The following is a 20,559-nucleotide window of genomic DNA, read 5'->3' on the forward strand; positions in this document are numbered from 1 at the left end:
CCGGTCATTGTGCTTTCTGGGCTGCCGCGCTCAGGCGCGATACATAGTCTTCGAGAACCCAGGAAATCGACAGCGGCGTGGGATTGGCAGCCGTGCCGACCGGATTGCGGCCGAGCATCACGACGGATCCATGTTGAACCGCGGGCATGTGCGAAAAGAGCGGATTGGCCTTCATGGCGTTGATCAGCTGCTCATCGCCATAGGTGACGAGGATATCGACATCGTCGAAGGCATCGATGCGTTCGGCACTGATGGAGCCGGAGAAGCGGCCTGTCGTGGAGGCGGCCGTGACACTGTCCGGCATGCGCAAGCCAAGATCCTTGAAGAAGGTCACGCGGCTGTCATTGGCGGTATAGAAATTGACGATGCTGAGATCACTCGCGTCCAGATGCGTCACGAACATGGCGGACTTGCCCTGCAGGGCCGGAAATTTGGCAGCCGTCGCGCGGATTTCCGCCTCGATCTTCTGGATGAGCTCCTCGCCTTTTCCGGCTTCGCCGAGACCAAGACTGTTGTAGCGGATCATCGTTCGCCAGTCCGTGGCCCAGGGCGATTTCGGATAGGCGACGACCGGTGCAATGCGGCTCAGCATGTCGTAATCATTCTGGCTGAGCCCGGAATAGGCCGCGAGAATGACATCCGGCTGCGACGCGGCGACAGCTTCGAAATCAATGCCGTCACCTTCGTCGAACAAGGTCGGTGCCGAAGCACCGAGCTCCTTCAGTCTCTGGGCCACCCAAGGCAGCAGCCCGTCTGCGTCGTCATCACCGAAATTGGCCGCTGCAAATCCCACCGGGACAATGCCCAGCGCCAGCGGAACCTCGTGATTGGCCCAGGCGACCGTCGCCACCCGCTTCGGTTTCTCCTTGATGACCGTCGTGCCGAACGCGTGCTCGATCGAGATCGGGTAGCTTGCCTCGTCGCCGGCCGCAGCATAAGGGCCAGCCAGCATTGCCAGACACACTGCCACAATCGGCAGCAGGATGCGTTTGATGCGCTGCATGGCGTTTTCCTCAACTTCTCTAAGTTGACGCTGAGTTTCAGGTTAAAAACCGGACGTCAATCATTAACCGCCGGAAGATCCGCTTCGGCATTGAAGTTTCCGGGGTTTATTACAAAACCGAGAAAAGCTACAATACTAGACAAGATTGATCAAGTTAACGGGTCATTCGGGGGATCGACGGGGCACAGTCGGCACCGCCTGTCGGCAATCAACACGGTTGCCGGACGGTGGACGACGGTCATGAACAAGCTACCGGCGATCATTGTCATTGCATGTCAGGCCGCGCGCTTCGCGGCTCAATCGTTGGATTAAAGATGATGAACATGAAACGCTTCGCCAAGTCGGGATCCTGGATGTCCGGCCGCTCCGCCAGGCTGTTGGGATGCACGGCTCTCGTCGTGCTCCAGCCCTTTGCGGTCCTGGCCCAGGACAGCGCGGCAAGCACCGACGGCGGCACTGTTCTCGATCGCATCACCATCCGCGGCTCCGGCGGCGGCGACGATGATTCCCGCTCGATCGTGGCCGGCCAGACGACGGGCGCCGGCAAGATGCCGACCGCCATCCTCGATACGCCCGCCTCGGTTTCGGTGATCACCGCCAAGGAAATCCAGCAGCGCAATGCCTCCACGATCGAAGAAGTGCTGCGCTACACGGCCGGCGTCTCGACCGATTTTTACGGTTCCGACGATCGATTCGACTATTTCAAGATCCGCGGTTTCGATGCCTATACCTATCGCGACGGACTCGTGATCGGCCGGCCATTCGGCGGTATCCGCGAAGAAGCCTATGCTTATGAGCGCGTGGAAGTTCTCAAAGGTGCAAGCTCGACCGCCTTCGGCGTCTCCGACCCCGGCGGCTCGGTCAATTACGTCTCCAAGAAGCCCAAGAGCGAGCGCTTCGGCGAAGCTTATGTGACCGGCGGATCGCACAGCCGGGCCGAAACCGGCATCGACTTCGGCGACAATATCACCGAAGACGACACGCTGTCCTACCGCCTGACGGGCAAGCTTCGGAAGTCGGACGCGGAATATGACTATTCGCGCGATGACGAGCGGTTCTTCATGGGAGGCCTCACCTGGCGCCCGAGCGATGCCACCAGCCTGACCTTCATCTACGACCATCTGCACAAGGACGGCGTTCCAGGGGGCGGCGGCCATCCGATCGGCACCGATTTCGACCGCAGCCGGTTCTTCGGCGAACCCGATTACAACTATCGCGGAACCAACCGCAATTCGTTCAGCGTCATGCTGGATCACGACTTCGGCACGGGTCTGACCCTGGGTTCCACCGCCCGCTACAGCAAGACGAACAGCGATTTCGGCTATGCCTATATCGCGTCGACGCCAACCAACGGCTCGACGATTGCCAACCGATCCTTCTTCGGCAATGACAGCGCGGTCGAATCCTTCGTCATGGACGCGCATTTGCAATATGATGCAAGCTTCGACACCATCGACAGCCGGACGCTTGTCGGGATCGAGTATAATCGCACGCGGATCGACAACCGGGCCTTTTTCGGTGCCGCGCCGGGGATCAATTGGCTGAACCCGGTCTATACGGGCCGGCCGGCCTCGGTGCCGCTGTACCAGAGCCAGAAGACCGATCAGGACACGAAGGCGATCTATGCGCAGCAGGATTTGACCTTTTCGGACAAGCTGATCGCCTCCGTCAGCCTGCGCAATGACTGGCTGGACACGGAGCAGACCAACAGACTGTCCGGCGTGCGGGCGCAAGGCGATGTCAGCGAGCTGACCAGCCGCTTTGGCGTGACCTACCGGTGGACGGAAGAATTCGCTACCTATGCGAGCTATGCCCAGTCCGTCGTCCCGTCCTCGCTGACGGTGGAGCCCGAGCGCGGCGAACAGTATGAAGTCGGCGTCAAATACCAGCCGCTTGCATTCCCGGCCCTGTTCACGGCCGCCGTCTACGACCTGACAAAGAACAACATCACCCGCACCGATCCCGTCACCAATCTGCAATCCGCCATCGGCGAGGTTCGGGTGCGCGGCGTGGATCTGGAAGCCAAGGCGGAGATCGACGAGAATTGGAGCCTGACGGCTGCCTATTCCTATCTCTCGTCGGAAATCGTGGAAAACGGTACGCAGGGCAATGAGGGCAACGAACTGGCCTTCGTTCCGCATCACACCGCGTCCTTGTGGGCGACCTATGCCCTGCCCGGCGACGGGCGCCGGGGCGACATGACCTTCAGCGTCGGCGGCCGCTATTCCAGCTCCTATTACTTCAACGACGCCAACACGCTCTCGACCGACGGCCATATCGTCTTCGATGCAGCGGTCACCTACGACCTGGCTGAGAATACGTCGCTGGAAGTCAATGTCAGCAACGTGTTCGACGAGAAGCATCTCGATTACGGCGGCTTCGGTGCGGATTTCTACAATCCCGGCCGGACGATCATGGCGACCCTGCGCCAGACCTGGTAAAGGTCTGGCCGGTTTGCTGCTCCAGCCGCCGCCAGGCTGCGGGCGTATGGCCCACGGCCTGACGGAAGGCCTTGGTAAAATGCGCCTGGTCGGAAAATCCCATTTGCGCGGCGATCTGGGCAATGCTCAGCTCGCCCGCCTCCAGCAGGTGTTGCGACAGCTCGATGCGGCGCGCCATCTGCCATTGATGCGGCGGCATTCCGGTGGTCTGCTTGAAGACGCTGGCGAACCAGCTTTCCGATAGACCAACGGCGGCTGCCATATCCGCAATGCTGACGCGGCAATCGGCGCGAGACGTTACCAGTGCCGTCAGCTTGTTCATCTGGGCCTGCGTCAGCCGTCCAGCCGGCTTGTCCGCCTCGGCCGAGAGATCGAGCAGGCCGGTGACGATGCTGGCGACCAGGTTCTCCGCATGGATCGACGGCCGCCCCGGATTGGCCAGCTCATCCACCAGCAGGCTGCCAAGCAGGGCCACGGAACGCGGTTCCTCTGCTTCGACCGGCCGTTTGAGGGCCGCAAGCGATGTGGAGCGGCCCATCGAGGGCGACAACATTCGCAGCAACCGGTCATGGTGGAGATGCAGGTCGAGATGGGAGAAGCGGTGCGCCGTCGTGAAGGTCGTCCACATCGGAACGCCGGCCGGAACATAGACCGCGCGCGTCATCGGCCGATAATCATGATCCCGCGCCGTTTCCCGGTTGGTCAGCCTGATCTGCTTGGAGACATCGTTGAAGAACAGAACGATGCGCGGGTCCGGCGAAAGATAATAGCCGCGCGCCCCCGCTTGTCCCGTGGCTTCCCAGAAGACGCCGACTGAGCCTTCCATGCCGCGCCATCGCGGCGGCTGCGCCTGAATGCCCTCGGTGCGGCAGATCATGGAGTGAGCATAGGTCAAGACGGATAGGTCCCGGCTGGCCCGAGAGGTCCGTAGACGGGCCATTCTCGCTGGCAAAATCTTCTTGTCTGGTCATTCCATACTTGATCTCTCAGGTTTGCGACAGCCTTTAATGAGGCAATTGGTGCGCAGATCCGGCTGCAGCCCTTCCTGGGAGGCCTTGTTGACGATCATCGGATAGACGAATTAGCCGTGCTGGAAGACACGGCGCGCTGGTACTGGACGAAACGCGTCCGGACGACTGACGGGTCTTTGGTTCACGGCAGGTTGCCGCGGCTAGATCCGCGCCCGATGCGGAGCGCTTATCACATTGTTTGTTGTGCTGTCGGCTTTTGAGTGGCAGTGAGTGCTTTGCACGCAGCATTCGTTTCTGGAGGAGACCTGAAGATGACAGTGACATTGAACCGCCGGCAGACCCTTGGCGCCCTCGGGGCGCTCGGCGCAACCGCCGCATTCGGAATCCCGGCCCGCGGCGCTGAAAAGCGGAACCTCGCCGTCCTGACGCTCGCAAGCCATGCGCCGAGCTTCATTGCCTTTGAGCGCGGCTACTTCAAGGATGCCGGCATCGATGTGGAGCTGAAATTCTTCGAGGCAGCCCAGCCCATGGCCGTGGCAATCGCCTCCGGCGACGCCGAATTCGGCGTGACCGCCATGAGCGGTGGCCTGATCAGCCTGGCGCAGAAGGGTGTGGTCAAGGTGGTCGGCGGCGCCCTGATGGAGGAGAAGGGCATTGCCGGCCAGGTGATCCTCGCCTCCAACAAGGCCTATGAAGCCGGGCTGACCGAGCCGTCGAAGCTGGCGGGCAAGACCTTCGGCATCACCACGGCAGGCTCCTCATTCCACTTCATGGCGCACAAGATCGCGCAGGCCAACAATATCAAGCTGGCCGATATCCAGCTGCGGCCGCTGCAGAAGCTCGGCGCCATTGTCGGCGCACTGTCGACAGGGCAGATCGACGCGTGGGCGATCCAGGCGAATGTGGCGAACAAGATGCTGCGGGAAAAGGCGGCTCAGCAGATCGGTCTCGTCTCGGACTATGCTCCGAACTACCAGGTCACGACCGCATTCACCTCGGCCAAGAATGCCAGCGAGAACCGCGATTTGACGCAGGCCTTCATCACGGCCTATACGCGCGCCATCGCCGACTACAATGCGGCTTTCGTGGACAAGACGGCGCCAGACGAGGAGCGCGATGCGCTGGCCAAGCTCGTTCACGGCTATGTCGAGAAGGACAGCCCCTTTGAGGTCGCCAAGCAGAACCTGATCGATGGCGCCATGCGCATCAATCCGGGCCTTGCGCTGTCGCTCGACAGCTGCGTGGAACAGATGGAATGGTTCAAGTCCGAAGGCATGGTCAAGGACGCCGTCACGCAGGAACAGCTGTTCGACACCTCCTATGTCAAGGTGATCTGACGCGGCGGCTGCGCCGACACCAACGGAGGCCCGGACCGGGCCTCCGCCGAAGAGGATTGCATGGATCTGAAGCTGAAGAACATCACCCATCACTACGGCAGCATGCCGGTTCTGCAGGATATCAATCTCGATATTCCGCAGGGGCAGATCGCCTGTCTGATCGGTCCCTCCGGCTGCGGGAAATCGACGCTGTTGCGCTTTCTCGGCGGGCTGGAACGGCCGGCGGAAGGCGAAGTGCTGCAGATCGGGTCACCGCCGGCAGACTGTCTCAACCCGCTGACCTATGTCTTCCAGCATTTTGCGCTTCTGCCCTGGCGAAGCGTCGAGCGCAATATCCGGCTGGTGCTCGAAGACCACCGCCTGAGCCGCCGCGAAATGGACGATATCGTCACCGATGTTCTAGAGCGTACCCGGCTAACGGATTTCCGCCAGGCTCTGCCCAAGCAATTGTCGGGTGGCATGCGCCAGCGCGTCGCGATCAGCCGGGCCCTGGCGGTGCGGCCGGCCGTCATGCTGATGGATGAACCTCTCTCGGCCCTCGACAGCCAGACGCGCGAACTGCTGATGGACGATCTCGTCTCGCTATGGACGCGCCAGCCCTTCACATCGGTCTATGTGACGCACAATCTCGCCGAGGCCGTCCGGCTCGGGCATCGGGTTGTCGTCCTGTCGCGCCGGCCGGGCCGGGTGCGCGAGATTGTGGATATCGACATCCCGCTCGCCGAGCGGCATCTGGGCCACCCGGTCCTTGAGGAAAAGCAGAAGCAGCTCTGGCAGCTGATGCGGGAAGAAGCCATGGCTGCGGACAAGGAGCTGGCCGATGTCTGACGCAACATTTCACGCATCGTCTTCCGGCCCTGTGGCGAAGCCGGCGGGCGCGGTGGTCAAGCCCGTTGCCTTCCGCGGCGGCGGCTTCTCGCCCATTCCGGTCCGAGGCGTGGCGCTCGGCCTGTTTGCAGCTCTGTTGATCCTTGCCGAGATCGGCACGCGGACGGGGATCATCTCCAACCTGACCCTGCCGCGTCCATCGGCCGTTCTGGAAACCCTGGTCGATCTGTGGCAGAGCGGCGGGCTGTGGCGGCATCTCCTGCCGTCGCTGCAGCGCCTGGCGGTCGGCGGAGCCCTCGGCATCCTGGCCGGTGTGTCGCTCGGTGTGCTGATCGGCCTGTTCAGCTATGTCCGCGCCGGCCTCGTGCCGCTCGTGGCGGCCCTGTTCCCCATTCCCAAGATCGCTCTCCTGCCGCTGTTCGTCATCTGGTTCGGGATCGACGAGATGTCGAAATACGCGTTGATCGCCTTCGGCACCTTTACCCCGACCGTGGTCGCGACCTATGGCGCGGTCGACAATGTCGACCGCTCCCTCATCCGCATGGGCCAGAGCTTCGACCTCAGCTGGTGGTCCATCGTGCGCAAGATCGTGCTGCCGGGCGCCTTCCCAGCCATTCTATCGGGCCTGCGCGTGTCGATTTCCATCGCCATCATCCTGCTTGTCGCAGCCGAGATGCTGGGCGCGCAATATGGCATCGGCTCCTATATCCTGGAGGCCGGCTCGCTGTATGACCTGGAAAAGCTCTTCGCCGGCGTTACCATCCTGTCGGCCATGGGACTGATCGTGAATTTCGTCATCGGCCAGATCGAGCGGCGTTTTCTCAGCTGGCGCTAGGTTAGCCGGCAAAATTTATCGTTCGCAAAAGCAAATCGGCGAAATCTCCAAAATTCGCACATGAACAGCTGTGCATTGGTTCGTTTTCTGCAATACTGATGCAAAGCGAGCCGTTGATCCGCAGCTTTCGAACGGAAAACGCAACTTCAGGCCAGGCCTTGTGGTTTGGCGGCGGCATATTTCCCTCCCGCACTTTGTCCCTGCTGGAGCGTGCAGACCTACAAAGGAGACCTAGCCCCAGATGAACTCGACCACCGTCATGATCAATCTGTTCGGCGCCGTGGCCCTGCTGCTGTTCGGTCTGTCGCAGGTCAAGGACGGCGTGTCGCGTGCTTTCGGCCAGCGTCTGCGCTCGGGGCTCTCGACCGGAACCCGAACGGGCCTGCGCTCTTTCGCCTCCGGCTTTCTGGCGACGCTTGCGCTGCAGAGCTCGACCGCCACGGCGCTGATGACGGCGTCCTTCGTGGACCGTGAATTCATCAAGCCCCGCATGGCTCAGATCGTTCTTCTGGGCGCCAATGTCGGCACCGCGGTAACCGCCTGGATCGTCGGGCTCGGCATTGGCTGGCTGTCGCCGGGGCTGATCCTTCTCGGCGTCATGCTTTGCAAAAGCCGGTCTGCGACGCGCCAGGGGCTGGGAACCGCTCTTGTCGGGATCGGCATCATGCTGCTGTCGCTGCATCTGATGAGCGCTGCGACCGAGCCGCTTCGCCATTCGCCCGCACTGCTGGCCTTTATCGGTTTGCTGCGGGATGCCTGGCCGGTTGCCCTGGCATTGACCGCGGGCATTGCCTTTCTGTCCTCATCCAGCCTTGCCGCCGTAGTCCTGATCCTGTCGGTCGCATCGACAGGTACGCTGCCGGCCGATCTCATTCTGGTGCTGGTTCTGGGCGCCAATCTCGGCGGCGCCGTTCCGCCCTTCATTGCCTCCTACCGGAGCGGCGCATCGGCGCGGCGGGTAACGCTTGGCAATCTCGTCACCCGCGCCTTCGGTTGCCTTCTCGTCTTGCCGGTGGCCGGCTATGTCGGAGACTATCTTCTCCTCTTGCCGACACCGTTGCAAATGCTGCCTGTCGATGCGCACCTGGCCTTCAATATCGGCCTGGCGCTCGTGGCATGGCCGTTTTCCTCCCTCCTGTCCCGCATCATGCTGCAATGGATCCCGGATGAGGCAAAGCCCGATACGGCACCGAAATATCTCGACCGCGAAGACCTTTCGACGCCGGTCATCGCGCTGACCAATGCGACGCGCGAGGTGCTGGGCGTCGGTGACCTGATCGAGCGGATGCTGGTCAAGACGTCGGAGGCCTTTACCGGCAATGATCCGTCTGCACTTCACGATATCGGCCCGCTCGAACGGCGGGTGGACAGTCTTCAGCAGGACGTGAAGGTCTACCTGTCGATGCTGGGACGGGCAGGCCTCTCGGAGGAGGAAAGCCGTCGCTCCATCCACGTCATCGACTATGCGATCAATCTGGAGCATATCGGCGATATTATCGAGAAAGGGCTCGTGCCGCAGGTCAACAAGAAGATCTCGCTCGGCCTGAAGTTCTCCGAGGAGGGCTATGGCGAGCTTATGCGGCTGATGAACCTCACCATCGACAATCTGCGTATCGCCCAGACGATCTTCGTCACCCGCGACGCGGCCCTTGCCCGGCAGATGATGGAAATCAAGGTTGACGTGCGTCGAATGGAAAAGCAGTCGGCCGAACGCCATCTCAGGCGCTTGCAGAACGGCCTGGCGGAGAGCTTGCAGACAAGTTCCCTGCACTTGGACCTGCTGCGCGACCTCAAGCGGATCAACGCGCATATCGTTTCGGTCGCCCATCCGATCCTGGATGAAAGCGGTCTTCTGGTGGAAAGCCGGCTGCGCTCCTCCGCCTGACGAACCGCCGAATGAAAGGTCCGTCAGGGACAGATCTGCGGCCTGTCCGGCCTACGAGGCGTATTTTTCCACGAAATGCTCTGCGTCGAGGCTGCGAAAATCCTCGAGAGCCGCAAAGAGACGATCATGCGGCCAGTTCCACCATTGCAGGCGCTCCATGCCTTGCGCCGTCGCCTGAGGAAAGCGGTCCCGGATCAGCCGGGCGGGGACGCCGCCGACAATCGTATAGGCGGCCACATCCTTTGATACGACGGCACCGGCGCCGATCACCGCTCCGTTGCCGACCGTGACACCCGGCAGGATGGTCGCACCGTGACCGATCCAGACGTCGTGACCGATCGTCACCCGATGCTCGCGGCGCCAGGCGAAGAAGGCCTCGTCATTGTCTGCGCCCTCGAAATAATCCGCAGCGCGATAGGTGAAATGGTGCAGTGTCGCACGCCAGGTCGGATGGTTGGGCGCGTTGATCCGGACTGCAGCGGCAATATTGGCGAATTTGCCGATGCTTGCGCACCAGATAGCGCCGTCCTGCATGATGTAGGAATAGTCATCCATCTCCACCTCGTCGAGGCGGCAGCGCTCGGAGACCTCCGTATAGGCGCCAAGTCTGCTGTTGCTCACCCTTGCGCTTTCATGGATGAAGGGATCAAGACCGAGTTTGCGGGTCATGCGGCAGCCTTTCGCGGCGAAAATTGCGTGACGTCGAGCACACGGTCCGCGACCGCGGCACGCACTTCCTCGTCATGGAAAATGCCGAGCATGGCGATGCCGGCGCGCTTCTTGCTCGCGATCATCTCCACGACCACTGCCCGGTTCGCGGCATCGAGCGAGGCTGTCGGCTCGTCGAGCAGGAGCACCGAATGGTCGGTGATGAAGCCGCGCGCGATATTCACCCGCTGCTGTTCGCCGCCGGAGAAGGTGGCCGGCGGCAATTGCCACAGATCTTCGGTAAGGTTCAGGCGCGAGAGAAGCTCGGCGGCGCGCCGGCGCGCCTCCTCCGCCGCCATGCCGCGTGCCACCAGAGGCTCCGCCACCACATCGAGAGCCGAGACCCGTGGCACGGTGCGCAGGAACTGGCTGACATAGCCAAGGCTGGTGCGCCGAACCTCCAGCACGCTGCGCGGATCGGCCGTGGCGATATCGATGATCCGTCCAGCATGCTGGATCAGGATCTGGCCGCTATCCACCGCGTAATTGCCGTACAGCATTTTCAGAATGGAGCTCTTGCCGATGCCCGACGGGCCGCCGAGGACGACGCATTCGCCGGCACTGACGGAGAAGGAGACATTGGCGACCACCGGCAGCACGAGCCCGCCGCGCAGGTGCATGGTGAAGCTTTTGACGACGTCGGATACGACGAGAGGCGTGGCCATGCTTGGTCCTCACACTTGCAAAATGGACGAGACGAGAAGCTGGGTATAGGGCTGGCGCGGATCGTCCAGGACCCGGTCGGTCAGGCCATGCTCGATGACATGGCCGTCCTTCATCACCATCATCCGATGCGACAGAAGCCGGGCGACAGCCAGGTCATGCGTGACGACCACCGCCGCCAGGCCAAGATCGTTGACCAATCCGCGCACGAGATCGAGAAGTCGCGCCTGGACGGAGACGTCGAGCCCGCCGGTGGGTTCGTCCATGAAGACAAGCCGGGGCGAGGTGACCAGGTTGCGGGCGATCTGCAGGCGCTGGCGCATGCCGCCGGAAAAGGCGCGGGGCTGATCATCGATGCGATCGGCAGCAATCTCGACACGTTCGAGCCACTCGGACGCGGTCTGCCGGATATTGCCGTAATGCCGGTCGCCAACCGCCATCAGCCGCTCCCCGACATTGGCGCCGGCCGAAACCGCCATACGCAGCCCATCCGCCGGGTTCTGATGGACAAAACCCCAGTCGGTTCGCATCAGGAACCGGCGCTCGGCCTCGCTCATCGTGAAAAGATTGCGAAACTCGCCGTCGCGCATCCGATAGTCGACGCTGCCGGTGGTCGGCATCAGCCGCGTCGAGAGGCAATTCAGCAAAGTGGTCTTGCCGGATCCGCTCTCGCCGACGATCGCCAGGACCTCGCCCGGCCAGAGATCGAAGGAGACATCCTTGCAGCCGATGCGGCTGCCATAGAAGCGCGACAGGCTGCGAACCTTGAGGAGAGGGTTGTCACTCATTCCGCAGCATCCTTCTGTGCCTCATTCGCATGGCCAACACCCTGGCCTTCCGTGATGCCGTCCATATCGCCCGAAAGACCCTCGGCCCGGCGCGTTTCGCAGTGATCGGTATCGGAACAGACGAACATCCGTCCACCGCGATCGTCGAGGATGACTTCATCCAGATAGACATGGCGCGCACCGCACAGCGCGCAGGGCTTGTCGAAGCTCTGGATCTCGAAGGGATGATCCTCAAAATCAAGGCTCACCACATCCGTATGCGGCGGCACCGCATAGATGCGCTTTTCGCGTCCGGCGCCGAATAGCTGCAGCGCCTCCGAGCGATGCATTTTCGGATTGTCGAATTTCGGCGTGGGTGAGGGATCCATGACATAGCGGCCGGCGACTTTCACCGGGTAAGCATAGGTCGTGGCGATGCGGCCATGGCGCGCTATGTCCTCGTAGAGCTTGACATGCATCAGCCCGTATTCCTCCAGGGCATGCATCTGCCGTGTTTCGGTTTCGCGCGGCTCGAGAAAGCGCAGAGGCTCCGGGATCGGCACCTGATAGACCAGAACCTGTCCCTCCTGCAGCCTGGCCTCGGGAATGCGGTGCCGGGTCTGGATGATCGTTGCATCGCCGGTATGGGTGGTCACGGCGATCCGGGCAACTTTCTGGAAGAAGGCGCGGATGGAGACGGCGTTCGTGGTGTCGTCCGCTCCCTGGTCGATGACCTTCAGGATGTCGTCGGGTCCGATAATGGCGGCCGTCACCTGGACGCCACCGGTTCCCCATCCATACGGCATCGGCATTTCGCGCGAGGCGAAGGGCACCTGGTAGCCTGGAATGGCGATGGCCTTAAGAATGGCGCGCCGGATCATCCGCTTGGTCTGTTCGTCAAGATAGGCAAAATTATAGGTCGCGAGTTCCGCTGATGGCGCGTTCATTCCGCCGCCTCCTGTGATGGGTTCTCTGCCGGGTCGGAATGCTTGGCGCGCAGACGGCGCACGAGATCGAGCTCCGCCTGGAAATCCACGTAATGCGGAAGCTTCAGATGTTCGACGAAGCCGGTGGCCTGAACATTGTCGCAATGGGAAATGACGAATTCCTCGTCCTGCGCCGGGGCAGCCACGTCTTCGCCGAATTCCTGGCTGCGCAGCGCGCGGTCCACCAGCGACATCGACATGGCCTTGCGCTCGCTCTGGCCGAACACCAGCCCATAGCCGCGGGTAAACTGCGGTGGTGCCTTCGCCGAGCCCTTGAACTGGTTCACCATCTGGCACTCAGTGATGCGGATTTCGCCGAGCGAAACGGAAAACCCCAATTCCGGCACATCGAATTCGACCTCGACCAATCCCATACGGATCTCGCCGACGAAGGGATGGGTTCGCCCGTAACCGCGCTGGGTGGAATAGCCAAGCGCCAGAAGAAAGCCCTCGTCTCCGCGCGCCAGCGCCTGGAGCCGGAGGTCCCGCGTCATCGGGAATTCCAGCGGCTCACGCGTCAGGTCGCCGGCAACATGATCATCCGGCATCCGGCCGTCCGACTCGATCAGCCCTTCGCCGTCGAGAATGTCGGAGACGCGCAGCACCGCATCCAGGCCATCCTCGCGGCGAGCCGGTTCCGCCGTCTCCACGTCATCCGACAGAAGCTCGGGGTCGAGAAGGCGATGCGTATAGTCGAAGGTCGGGCCGAGCAATTGTCCGCCCGGCAGATCCTTGTAGGTGGCCGAAACGCGCCGCTCCACCTGCATCTGCGCCGTGTCGATCGGCACCGAGGCGCCGAAGCGCGGCAGAGTGGTGCGATAGGCCCGCAGGAGGAAGATGGCTTCGATCATGTCGCCGCGGGCCTGCTTGACGGCGAGCGCGGCCAGCGCCGGATCATATAATGAGGCTTCCGCCATGACGCGATCGACCGCCAGGCCGAGCTGCTGGATCAATTGCGGGATGGTGATGCCGGGCAGGCTGCGATCGCCGCGCCGGCGGTCTGCCAGCAGCCTGTGGGCATTGGCAATGGCGGCTTCTCCGCCCTTGACGGCCACATACATGGGTCAGACCTCCAGAGCTGTGATCTTGGTGGTACGGGGCAGACACAGAAAGGTGCTGCCTGCCGTCAGAACCGCGTCAATGCCGCGTGGGAACAGAGCCCGGTTCGCCGTCCACTGGTGCAGGAAGGGGGCGGGCAGTCCCTTCGGCGCAATGGTGGCCGTCTCGCGGATGCCGGGTCCCGTCAGCTGCAGCGGGAGGCCCCCCTCCAGCGCCTCGACGCCGATCACCAGCGTCGTCGACCGGTCGGGATAATCCTGACTTCCAGCGGCAAACAGGCTGAAGGGCGGCATTACGGCGCCGGTCTCGAGGAAGGCGAAGCGCGCTTCGGCCTTCTCCTTCGTCAGGGGCGCGCCGCAATGGAAGGACAGCCATGCGCTGGTTCCGGATCTGGCGAGATCGGGCGAGAGCCAGACAGGCGTATCGGGGTCGCAAAGCGTGAGCATGAGGGCGCCGGCTGCAATGCCGAGCGGCGCCGGAGGCGAAATCGCCGGCAGGACCGTCCCGCTCGTCCCCGGCCGCGCCATGCAGTCCATCAGCGCGCGGAAGACCGACTGGCTGTTCAATACGCCATCCTGAAAGCCGCCGGCCAGGGCCTGGTTCTTCATCTCCATCAATCCTCTCCTCGTACCATGGTGAAGAAATCGACCTTCGTGGCAGCGGTTTCTCCGCTCAGCCGCTCGGCGCCGTCCTTGCGCCGGGTCCGGACGGGCGCAAGCAGCTGTTCTTCAACAAAGGCGCGTGTGTCATCCGCCTGCCACAGGGCGTCGAACGCGGCCGCTAATTCGGCAGCCTTCCTGTCTGTCCCAAGGCGGTAGGCATGGCCGACAGTGCCGTCCTGCAACTGGATCGTTGCGCGGCTGACGGTTGTTTCCCCGAGATTGAAAGGAGAGCCGCCGCCGCCGATCCGGCCCCGCACCATGACCAGGCCGCTTTCGGGGCCGCGAAGTCGCCGGAAATCCGGCCGTGTCTCCAGCAAGCTCCAGGCGTTCTGCAGGTCATCAAGGCTGCACCGCGCCAGGAGGTCGAGCACTTGTTTGCGCGGGTCCGGCTCGCCAATCGGTTCGTTCGGCCCCGCCGTCTGGGCATTCATCATGAAGTTTGCTCCACCTGTCTATTAATGTAGACAACTATACAAGTGACTGTATAAGTATCGGCAGGTCGTGACAAGGGTGTGACAGTCGCGGGACGATGATGGGGAGATCGAGCGAATGATCCAGCGCCAGAAGGGCGTCGCCATGTGGCGACAGATCGCGGACCGGGTTCGCGCCAATATAGCGGCGGGCGATTATGACGAGAGCGGCAAGCTGCCGCCGGAAACGCAATTGGCCGAGAGTTTCGGCGTCAACCGCCACACCGTCCGGGCTGCTCTCGCCGCGCTGGCGCAGGAAGGCGTCGTGCGGGCCGAGCAGGGACGCGGAACCTTGATCGAGCGGCGCGACAAGTTCGATTTTCCGATCACCCGCCGGACCCGCTTTACCGATGCCATTGGCGAACAGGCGCGTGCCCTGACCGGTCGGCTTCTCAGCGCCGCCATCGAGCCGGCGGATGAGGAACTGGCCCGCTGGCTCCGGACATCGACCGGCGATCGGCTGCAGAGACTGGATGTCGTCAGGCTGGCCGATGGCCGCGCCCTTTCACGCAGCACCTCCTGGTTTCCGGCTACCCGATTCTCGGGCATCGATCAGGCCTTCCGGGAAAGCCAGTCCATCACCAAGGCGCTGAAAGCCTGCGGTGTTGCCGATTACGTGCGCGAGCGCACGGAGATTTCCGCCGTACATGCCGATCCCGACGATGTCGCCGATCTCGGCCTGACGCCGGGCGCCATCGTTCTTGTCACCAAGGCGCTGAATGTCGATCCGGATGGCGTGGCAATCCAGTTCTCCATCACCCGCTTCGCGGCGGATCGCGTGCAATTGAGTATAACCAGCTGATCGTGATCCCGGCTGCAGGAAGCCTCACGCCAAGGTGCGGCATTTCTTGCTGCTTTGCACAAAGCCCAGTTGACCTTTCTCTCCGGCCTCTATCAGTATGCATGCCGTGCAAAAACAGCCGCCGACAGGCAGGCGGGGTGCAAAGGCGCCGGGGCTCGGCATCTGAATTGGGAGGCATTTGATGCAGAAAATATATTCGACCGCGAGGGAGGCGCTGGACGGGCTTCTCTTCGACGGCATGTTCATCGCCGCCGGCGGCTTTGGTCTGTGCGGCATTCCGGAACTTCTGATTGCTGCTATCCGCGATGCCGGCACGAAGGAGCTGACGATCGCCTCCAACAATGCGGGAGTCGACGATTTCGGCCTGGGCATCCTGCTGCAGTCGCGGCAGATCAAGAAGATGATCTCGTCTTATGTGGGAGAGAATGCCGAATTCATGCGGCAGTATCTCTCCGGCGAACTGGAACTGGAATTCAACCCGCAAGGGACGCTGGCCGAGCGGATGCGCGCCGGCGGTGCCGGCATTCCCGGCTTCTACACCAAGACCGGCGTCGGGACGGTGATTGCCGAGGGCAAGGAACACAAGGATTTCGACGGCCAGACCTATATTCTGGAACGCGGCATCGTCGCCGATATCGCCATCGTCAAGGCATGGAAGGCCGACACGTCAGGCAATCTGGTCTTCCGCAAGACGGCGCGCAATTTCAATCTTCCGGCCGCCACCTGCGGCAAGGTCTGCATTGCGGAAGTGGAGGACATCGTTCCGGTCGGATCGCTCGAGCCCGATCATATCCACCTGCCGGGCATCTATGTCCACCGGCTGGTGCAGGGCGAACACGAGAAGCGTATCGAGCAGCGCACTGTGCGCAAGAAGGAGGCTTGAGCATGGCATGGGACCGCAACCAGATGGCGGCGCGGGCTGCCAGGGAGCTGCAGGACGGATGGTATGTCAATCTCGGGATCGGCATTCCAACCCTCGTCGCTAACTATATTCCGGAAGGCGTCGATGTGACGCTGCAGTCGGAAAACGGCATGCTGGGCATGGGACCCTTTCCCTTCGAGGGCGAGGAAGATCCGGACCTCATCAACGCTGGCAAGCAGACCATCACCGAACTGCCGCACACCGCTTACTTCGACAGCGCCACATCGTTCGGCATGATCCGCGGCGGCAAGATCAACATGGCCATTCTCGGCGCCATGGAAGTTTCCGAAAACGGAGACCTCGCCAACTGGATGATCCCCGGCAAACTGGTCAAGGGCATGGGTGGGGCCATGGACCTGGTGGCGGGCGTCCGGCGCGTCGTCGTCGTCATGGATCATACCAGCAAGAGCGGCGAATCGAAGGTGCTGAAGGCCTGTACCCTGCCTTTGACGGGGCAGGCGGTGGTACACCGCATCATCACCAATCTCGGGGTTCTCGATGTGGTCGATGGCGGCCTGAAGATCGTCGAACTGGCCGAGGGCGTCAGCGAGACGGAATTGCGCGCCGCCACACAGGCGACCATCGTTTGATCCGAAATGCCGGGGAAGGCGAGAGGCCTCCCCGGCCCGCAAGGCATTTTGACATTTGCACAGCTTTGCAGCACCTTTGCACGCAATGCCGCTTGGTCGCCTTCAATCCAGGATCGCCAGGGACACCGACAGGCTCCAAAGAGCAGCAGAAGTCTCATTCCCCTTCGGCTTGCGCCCTCTGGCGGTCAACGGCAATCCGATGTCACACGCGTTCCACCAGACGAACCAAAGCAAAGTCGAGGCTGTAAATGTTGCTATCCGTCCGCCAGAGCGAGATCATGGCTCTTGCCAAGGAGCAGGGTCGTGTGACGGTGGATGATCTCGCCGCGCGCTTTGCGGTGACGCCGCAGACCATTCGCAAGGATCTCAACGAGCTTTGCGACAGTCGCGCCCTGACCCGCATCCATGGCGGCGCCCTTTTCCCTAAAGGCAATGAAAATGTGAAATACGAGGCCCGCCGCTCCATGGCGGCGGCGGAAAAGCTGGCGATCGGAAAGGCCGCCGCGCGGCTCATTCCCGACAATGCCTCGCTGTTCATCAATATCGGCACCACCACCGAGGCGGTGGGCGATGCGCTGTCGGACCATAAGGATCTGATGGTCATCACCAACAACATCAATGTCGCCAATCGTCTTCGGGTGTTTCCGATGATCGAGGTGGTGATTGCCGGTGGCGTGGTGCGCGGATCGGACGGCGGTATCATCGGGGAAGCCGCTGTCGATTTCATTCGCCAGTTCAAGGTGGATTTCGCCGTCATCGGCGTCTCCGCCATCGATGAAGACGGCGCGCTGCTGGATTTCGATTTTCGCGAAGTGAAAGTGGCTCAGGCGATTATCGCCAATGCGCGCCATGTCATCCTGGTTTCCGACTCCTCCAAGTTTGAGCGGACCGCCCCCGTCCGTATCGGTCTTCTGCCGCAAATTCACACCTTCATCACTGATCATTGCCCCTCCGACAGCATACGGGCCATCTGCCGCGATCATGATGTCCAGTTGATCGAAACCGATCAGGGCGAAGAGGGCGATCCGTCGTAACATTCGTTTGACATTCGTATCATTTTCACTATCTATTTTTTGTGTTTCGCATTCGCCGAAGTGATGGTGCGTTGCGAAAGGTGGAGATATGGTGGAAGAACGAATCTACGATCTGTTCGTCGTTGGCGGCGGCATTAATGGCTGCGGAATCGCGCGCGACGCAGTCGGCCGCGGCTATTCGGTGGCGCTGGCGGAGATGGATGATTTCGCTTCCGGCACGTCCTCCGGCGCGACGAAGCTGATCCATGGTGGACTTCGCTATCTCGAACATTACGAATTCCGCCTGGTGCGCGAAGCTCTGATGGAGCGCGAGATCCTCTGGGCCATGGCACCGCATGTCATCTGGCCGCTGCGTTTCGTTCTCCCTTACCAGAAGGGCGGCATTCGCCCGGCCTGGCTGATCCGCCTCGGTCTTTTCCTCTACGACCATCTTGGCGGCCGCAAGCTGCTGCCGCCGACGCGTACGCTCGACCTGCGGCAGGACGAGGCCGGCAAGCCGCTGAAGCCGATCTTCGGCCGCGCCTTCGAATATTCGGACGGCTGGGTGGACGATGCGCGCATGGTGGTCCTCAATGCGCGGGACGCCGCGTTGCGCGGCGCCACGATCTTCAACCGCGCGAAGGTCGTCTCCGCCCGCCGCCAGGATGGCATCTGGACGATCGACATCCGCCATGCTGAAACCGGTGCGACATCCACCTACAGAGCCCGCATGCTGGTCAATGCCGCCGGTCCATGGGTCGACCAGGTTCTGAACGGCGCGCTTGGCCGTAACAATGCGCATAATGTTCGTCTGGTCCAGGGCTCGCACATCATCGTGCGCAAGAAGTTCGACCACAAGCGGGCCTATTTCTTCCAGAACCCGGACAACCGTATTTTCTTCGCCATTCCCTATGAGGGCGACTTCACGCTGATCGGCACGACGGATCGCGATTACACCGCTGACCCCAAGGATGTTCGCATCAGCGATGAGGAGATCCGGTATCTCTGCGGCGCCGCCAGCGAATATTTCGCGGAGCCCGTGCGGCCGGAGGATATCGTCTGGAGCTATTCCGCAGTCCGTCCGCTGTTCGACGACGGCGCCTCGAAGGCGCAGGAAGCTACCCGCGATTACGTTCTCAAGCTGGAAGGGGAGGGGGCGGACGCCCCGCTTCTCAATGTGTTCGGCGGAAAGCTCACCACCTATCGCCGGCTGGCAGAACATGCGCTGGAGAAGATCGGCGCGGCGATCGGCACGCGCGGTGCTCCCTGGACGGCGGGGAGCAGGCTGCCCGGCGCGGATTTTGCCGTCGATGCTTTCGAAAGCCTCGTACAGGCCCTGCTGCGCGACTACCCGTTCCTGCAGCGGATCCATGCCGAGCGGCTGATCCGCTGCTATGGAACCGATGCGACGGCCATTCTTGGAAATGCGCGATCGGAAGCGGATCTCGGCCGGCATTTCGGCGGCACGCTGTTCGGCGTCGAAGTGCAGTGGCTGATCGACAAGGAATGGGCCTGCACGGCGGAGGATGTGCTCTGGCGACGGACCAAGCAAGGCCTCTTCCTCTCTGCCGGTCAGGCGACCGAACTGCAGGATTACATGGCGGCGGCACGTCAAGCGGCCTGAGCGCCGACACTGCCTCCCCCACGATCACCGGCCCGCTTTGCGGGCCGTTTTTCATTGTTCAGGTCTGACCCGCGCCGGCTTCTTTCTGTCTGGCGGATCAGACGAGCAGCGGCTTGAAAATAAGGGCAAACCTTACCCTCGGCAGGTCCGCGTTAACCATTCGTTAACCAAATCAGCAGTACCCATAGTCAACGATTTGTTTACGTAGATGACCAAAGTGCTAACAGACTCTCGCTCCATCAGGATCAAGGGCCGCTCCTTTCTTGCGGTCGTGTTGACCCCCGACCTGCCGCTCGATGACTGGCTGGTGCGGCTGGATGATCTTGCCGCACGCTCGGCCGGCTTCTTCCTGAACCGGCCTGTCGTCCTGGACGTGGCGGATCTTGGTATCAGCCGCACCGAACTGTCCGGCTTCCTGGACAAGCTCGGTGAGCGCAATGTCCGCATCATGGGCATAGAAGGCGCCAAACCCTCGATGATATCGCCGGGAATGCCGCCGGTCCTGAAGGGCGGCCGGCCGGCCGGCGATGTCGAGGTCGAGCAGACGGAAACATCCGCCGGCGCCCCCGCCGAGACCGCAGGAGACGACCGATCGACCGTCGAGCAGGCGGTTGCACCCACCGTGACCGTGGAGGCGCGCTCGCCGCAGGCCTCGCTGGTGATCAATCAGCCCGTAAGGTCCGGGCAATCGATCATCTTTACGGAAGGGGATGTCACCATCGTCGGCTCCGTTGCTTCGGGCGCCGAAGTCATCGCAGGCGGCTCCGTCCATATCTACGGAGCCCTGCGCGGACGCGCGATGGCTGGCTCTGTCGGAAACGCGGCAGCCCGCATCTTCTGCCGAAAGCTGGAAGCGGAGCTGATCGCCATCGACGGTATTTACAAGATGGCCGAGGACCTGCCTTCCGAACTGCTGGGAGAACCCGTGCAGCTTTGGCTGGAAGGCGATTCGATCATGGCCGAGAAACTCAACTGAGCCGAACCACGCTCACT

20 protein-coding genes are annotated in these 20,559 nt (G+C 62.1%); 11 read left to right on the plus strand and 9 right to left on the minus strand.

The features are described 5' to 3' along the window. Window positions 1–4: 4 nt before the first annotated feature. Window positions 5–1,003 (minus strand): iron-siderophore ABC transporter substrate-binding protein, encoded by a 999-nt coding sequence (locus QTJ18_RS07975; RefSeq protein WP_252753985.1) that lies wholly within the window; start codon window positions 1,001–1,003, stop codon window positions 5–7. A 314-nt stretch (window positions 1,004–1,317) separates the two neighbouring features. Between QTJ18_RS07975 and QTJ18_RS07980 the strand changes: the two genes are divergently transcribed. Next, a complete protein-coding gene (locus QTJ18_RS07980) occupies window positions 1,318–3,444 on the plus strand; it encodes a TonB-dependent siderophore receptor (RefSeq protein ID WP_489667242.1) in 2,127 nt (708 codons plus the stop codon). Here the strand turns inward: QTJ18_RS07980 and QTJ18_RS07985 are convergent. Continuing rightward, window positions 3,416–4,339: a helix-turn-helix domain-containing protein gene (locus QTJ18_RS07985; protein WP_252753984.1), complete on the minus strand. Its 924-nt coding sequence runs from the start codon at window positions 4,337–4,339 to the stop codon at window positions 3,416–3,418. The two genes, QTJ18_RS07980 and QTJ18_RS07985, sit on opposite strands and share 29 nt — an antisense overlap. A 387-nt stretch (window positions 4,340–4,726) precedes the next feature. Between QTJ18_RS07985 and QTJ18_RS07990 the strand changes: the two genes are divergently transcribed. The 4 genes from QTJ18_RS07990 to QTJ18_RS08005 all read left to right on the plus strand — a co-directional run bounded on the left by QTJ18_RS07990 (window position 4,727) and on the right by QTJ18_RS08005 (window position 9,300). Further along, a complete protein-coding gene (locus QTJ18_RS07990; RefSeq protein WP_252753983.1) occupies window positions 4,727–5,752 on the plus strand; it encodes an ABC transporter substrate-binding protein in 1,026 nt (341 codons plus the stop codon). A 60-nt stretch (window positions 5,753–5,812) separates the two neighbouring features. Continuing rightward, window positions 5,813–6,580 carry an ABC transporter ATP-binding protein gene (locus QTJ18_RS07995; RefSeq protein ID WP_252753982.1) on the plus strand — a complete coding sequence of 256 codons (768 nt, stop codon included), beginning with the start codon at window positions 5,813–5,815 and terminating at the stop codon, window positions 6,578–6,580. Next, complete coding sequence (locus QTJ18_RS08000) at window positions 6,573–7,415, plus strand: ABC transporter permease (RefSeq protein ID WP_252753981.1); 843 nt, start codon at window positions 6,573–6,575, stop codon at window positions 7,413–7,415. The genes QTJ18_RS07995 and QTJ18_RS08000 overlap by 8 nt, the downstream gene beginning before the upstream one ends. A gap of 241 nt (window positions 7,416–7,656) precedes the next feature. Then, entirely contained in the window at window positions 7,657–9,300 is a 1,644-nt protein-coding gene (locus QTJ18_RS08005; RefSeq protein WP_252753980.1) for a Na/Pi cotransporter family protein, read from the plus strand. Between the two features lie 51 nt (window positions 9,301–9,351). Here QTJ18_RS08005 and QTJ18_RS08010 read toward each other — a convergent pair whose 3' ends face one another. Genes QTJ18_RS08010 through phnG form a run of 7 tightly spaced genes read right to left on the minus strand, consistent with a single transcriptional unit; the run spans window position 9,352 to window position 14,576 of the window. Next, window positions 9,352–9,969, minus strand: coding sequence for a DapH/DapD/GlmU-related protein (locus tag QTJ18_RS08010; RefSeq protein WP_252753979.1), 618 nt, complete (start codon window positions 9,967–9,969; stop codon window positions 9,352–9,354). After that, window positions 9,966–10,673: a phosphonate C-P lyase system protein PhnL gene (phnL, locus tag QTJ18_RS08015; protein ID WP_252753978.1), complete on the minus strand. Its 708-nt coding sequence runs from the start codon at window positions 10,671–10,673 to the stop codon at window positions 9,966–9,968. The genes QTJ18_RS08010 and phnL overlap by 4 nt, the downstream gene beginning before the upstream one ends. Window positions 10,674–10,682: 9 nt before the next feature. Next, window positions 10,683–11,459 (minus strand): phosphonate C-P lyase system protein PhnK, encoded by a 777-nt coding sequence (phnK, locus tag QTJ18_RS08020; RefSeq protein WP_252753977.1) that lies wholly within the window; start codon window positions 11,457–11,459, stop codon window positions 10,683–10,685. Beyond that, window positions 11,456–12,385: an alpha-D-ribose 1-methylphosphonate 5-phosphate C-P-lyase PhnJ gene (locus tag QTJ18_RS08025; protein ID WP_252753976.1), complete on the minus strand. Its 930-nt coding sequence runs from the start codon at window positions 12,383–12,385 to the stop codon at window positions 11,456–11,458. The genes phnK and QTJ18_RS08025 overlap by 4 nt, the downstream gene beginning before the upstream one ends. Beyond that, complete coding sequence (locus tag QTJ18_RS08030) at window positions 12,382–13,485, minus strand: carbon-phosphorus lyase complex subunit (protein ID WP_252753975.1); 1,104 nt, start codon at window positions 13,483–13,485, stop codon at window positions 12,382–12,384. The genes QTJ18_RS08025 and QTJ18_RS08030 overlap by 4 nt, the downstream gene beginning before the upstream one ends. Before the next feature lie 3 nt (window positions 13,486–13,488). Then, a complete protein-coding gene (phnH, locus tag QTJ18_RS08035; RefSeq protein WP_252753974.1) occupies window positions 13,489–14,097 on the minus strand; it encodes a phosphonate C-P lyase system protein PhnH in 609 nt (202 codons plus the stop codon). Further along, entirely contained in the window at window positions 14,097–14,576 is a 480-nt protein-coding gene (gene phnG, locus QTJ18_RS08040) for a phosphonate C-P lyase system protein PhnG (RefSeq protein ID WP_252754212.1), read from the minus strand. The genes phnH and phnG overlap by 1 nt, the downstream gene beginning before the upstream one ends. Before the next feature lie 118 nt (window positions 14,577–14,694). Between phnG and phnF the strand changes: the two genes are divergently transcribed. From phnF to minC, 6 genes are all read left to right on the plus strand, one after another. After that, the gene (phnF, locus tag QTJ18_RS08045) at window positions 14,695–15,417 is read left to right on the plus strand and encodes a phosphonate metabolism transcriptional regulator PhnF (protein WP_252753973.1); all 723 of its coding nucleotides are present in this window, start codon (window positions 14,695–14,697) and stop codon (window positions 15,415–15,417) included. Between the two features lie 181 nt (window positions 15,418–15,598). Beyond that, the gene (locus tag QTJ18_RS08050) at window positions 15,599–16,300 is read left to right on the plus strand and encodes a CoA transferase subunit A (RefSeq protein ID WP_252753972.1); all 702 of its coding nucleotides are present in this window, start codon (window positions 15,599–15,601) and stop codon (window positions 16,298–16,300) included. Between the two features lie 2 nt (window positions 16,301–16,302). Continuing rightward, complete coding sequence (locus QTJ18_RS08055; RefSeq protein ID WP_252753971.1) at window positions 16,303–16,929, plus strand: CoA transferase subunit B; 627 nt, start codon at window positions 16,303–16,305, stop codon at window positions 16,927–16,929. A 248-nt stretch (window positions 16,930–17,177) separates the two neighbouring features. After that, the gene (locus tag QTJ18_RS08060) at window positions 17,178–17,963 is read left to right on the plus strand and encodes a DeoR/GlpR family DNA-binding transcription regulator (protein ID WP_252753970.1); all 786 of its coding nucleotides are present in this window, start codon (window positions 17,178–17,180) and stop codon (window positions 17,961–17,963) included. Between the two features lie 88 nt (window positions 17,964–18,051). Next, a complete protein-coding gene (gene glpD, locus QTJ18_RS08065; protein WP_252753969.1) occupies window positions 18,052–19,566 on the plus strand; it encodes a glycerol-3-phosphate dehydrogenase in 1,515 nt (504 codons plus the stop codon). 208 nt (window positions 19,567–19,774) lie between these two features. Then, window positions 19,775–20,542 (plus strand): septum site-determining protein MinC, encoded by a 768-nt coding sequence (gene minC, locus QTJ18_RS08070; RefSeq protein ID WP_252753968.1) that lies wholly within the window; start codon window positions 19,775–19,777, stop codon window positions 20,540–20,542. The last annotated feature ends 17 nt before the right edge of the window (window positions 20,543–20,559 follow it).

This window comes from Rhizobium sp. SSA_523 (genome assembly GCF_030435705.1).
Lineage (GTDB): Bacteria > Pseudomonadota > Alphaproteobacteria > Rhizobiales > Rhizobiaceae > Neorhizobium.

Excerpts from the sequence above, each read along its gene's own strand:
- QTJ18_RS07975 (WP_252753985.1), bottom strand. The coding sequence starts at position 1,003 with ATGCAGCGCATCAAACGCATCCTGCTGCCGATTGTGGCAGTGTGTCTG.
- QTJ18_RS07980 (WP_489667242.1), top strand. The coding sequence starts at position 1,318 with ATGATGAACATGAAACGCTTCGCCAAGTCGGGATCCTGGATGTCCGGC.
- QTJ18_RS07990 (WP_252753983.1), top strand. The coding sequence starts at position 4,727 with ATGACAGTGACATTGAACCGCCGGCAGACCCTTGGCGCCCTCGGGGCG.
- QTJ18_RS07995 (WP_252753982.1), top strand. The coding sequence starts at position 5,813 with ATGGATCTGAAGCTGAAGAACATCACCCATCACTACGGCAGCATGCCG.
- QTJ18_RS08000 (WP_252753981.1), top strand. The coding sequence starts at position 6,573 with ATGTCTGACGCAACATTTCACGCATCGTCTTCCGGCCCTGTGGCGAAG.
- QTJ18_RS08005 (WP_252753980.1), top strand. The coding sequence starts at position 7,657 with ATGAACTCGACCACCGTCATGATCAATCTGTTCGGCGCCGTGGCCCTG.
- QTJ18_RS08010 (WP_252753979.1), bottom strand. The coding sequence starts at position 9,969 with ATGACCCGCAAACTCGGTCTTGATCCCTTCATCCATGAAAGCGCAAGG.
- phnL (WP_252753978.1), bottom strand. The coding sequence starts at position 10,673 with ATGGCCACGCCTCTCGTCGTATCCGACGTCGTCAAAAGCTTCACCATG.
- phnK (WP_252753977.1), bottom strand. The coding sequence starts at position 11,459 with ATGAGTGACAACCCTCTCCTCAAGGTTCGCAGCCTGTCGCGCTTCTAT.
- QTJ18_RS08025 (WP_252753976.1), bottom strand. The coding sequence starts at position 12,385 with ATGAACGCGCCATCAGCGGAACTCGCGACCTATAATTTTGCCTATCTT.
- QTJ18_RS08030 (WP_252753975.1), bottom strand. The coding sequence starts at position 13,485 with ATGTATGTGGCCGTCAAGGGCGGAGAAGCCGCCATTGCCAATGCCCAC.
- phnH (WP_252753974.1), bottom strand. The coding sequence starts at position 14,097 with ATGGAGATGAAGAACCAGGCCCTGGCCGGCGGCTTTCAGGATGGCGTA.
- phnG (WP_252754212.1), bottom strand. The coding sequence starts at position 14,576 with ATGAATGCCCAGACGGCGGGGCCGAACGAACCGATTGGCGAGCCGGAC.
- phnF (WP_252753973.1), top strand. The coding sequence starts at position 14,695 with ATGATCCAGCGCCAGAAGGGCGTCGCCATGTGGCGACAGATCGCGGAC.
- QTJ18_RS08050 (WP_252753972.1), top strand. The coding sequence starts at position 15,599 with ATGCAGAAAATATATTCGACCGCGAGGGAGGCGCTGGACGGGCTTCTC.
- QTJ18_RS08055 (WP_252753971.1), top strand. The coding sequence starts at position 16,303 with ATGGCATGGGACCGCAACCAGATGGCGGCGCGGGCTGCCAGGGAGCTG.
- QTJ18_RS08060 (WP_252753970.1), top strand. The coding sequence starts at position 17,178 with ATGTTGCTATCCGTCCGCCAGAGCGAGATCATGGCTCTTGCCAAGGAG.
- glpD (WP_252753969.1), top strand. The coding sequence starts at position 18,052 with ATGGTGGAAGAACGAATCTACGATCTGTTCGTCGTTGGCGGCGGCATT.
- minC (WP_252753968.1), top strand. The coding sequence starts at position 19,775 with ATGACCAAAGTGCTAACAGACTCTCGCTCCATCAGGATCAAGGGCCGC.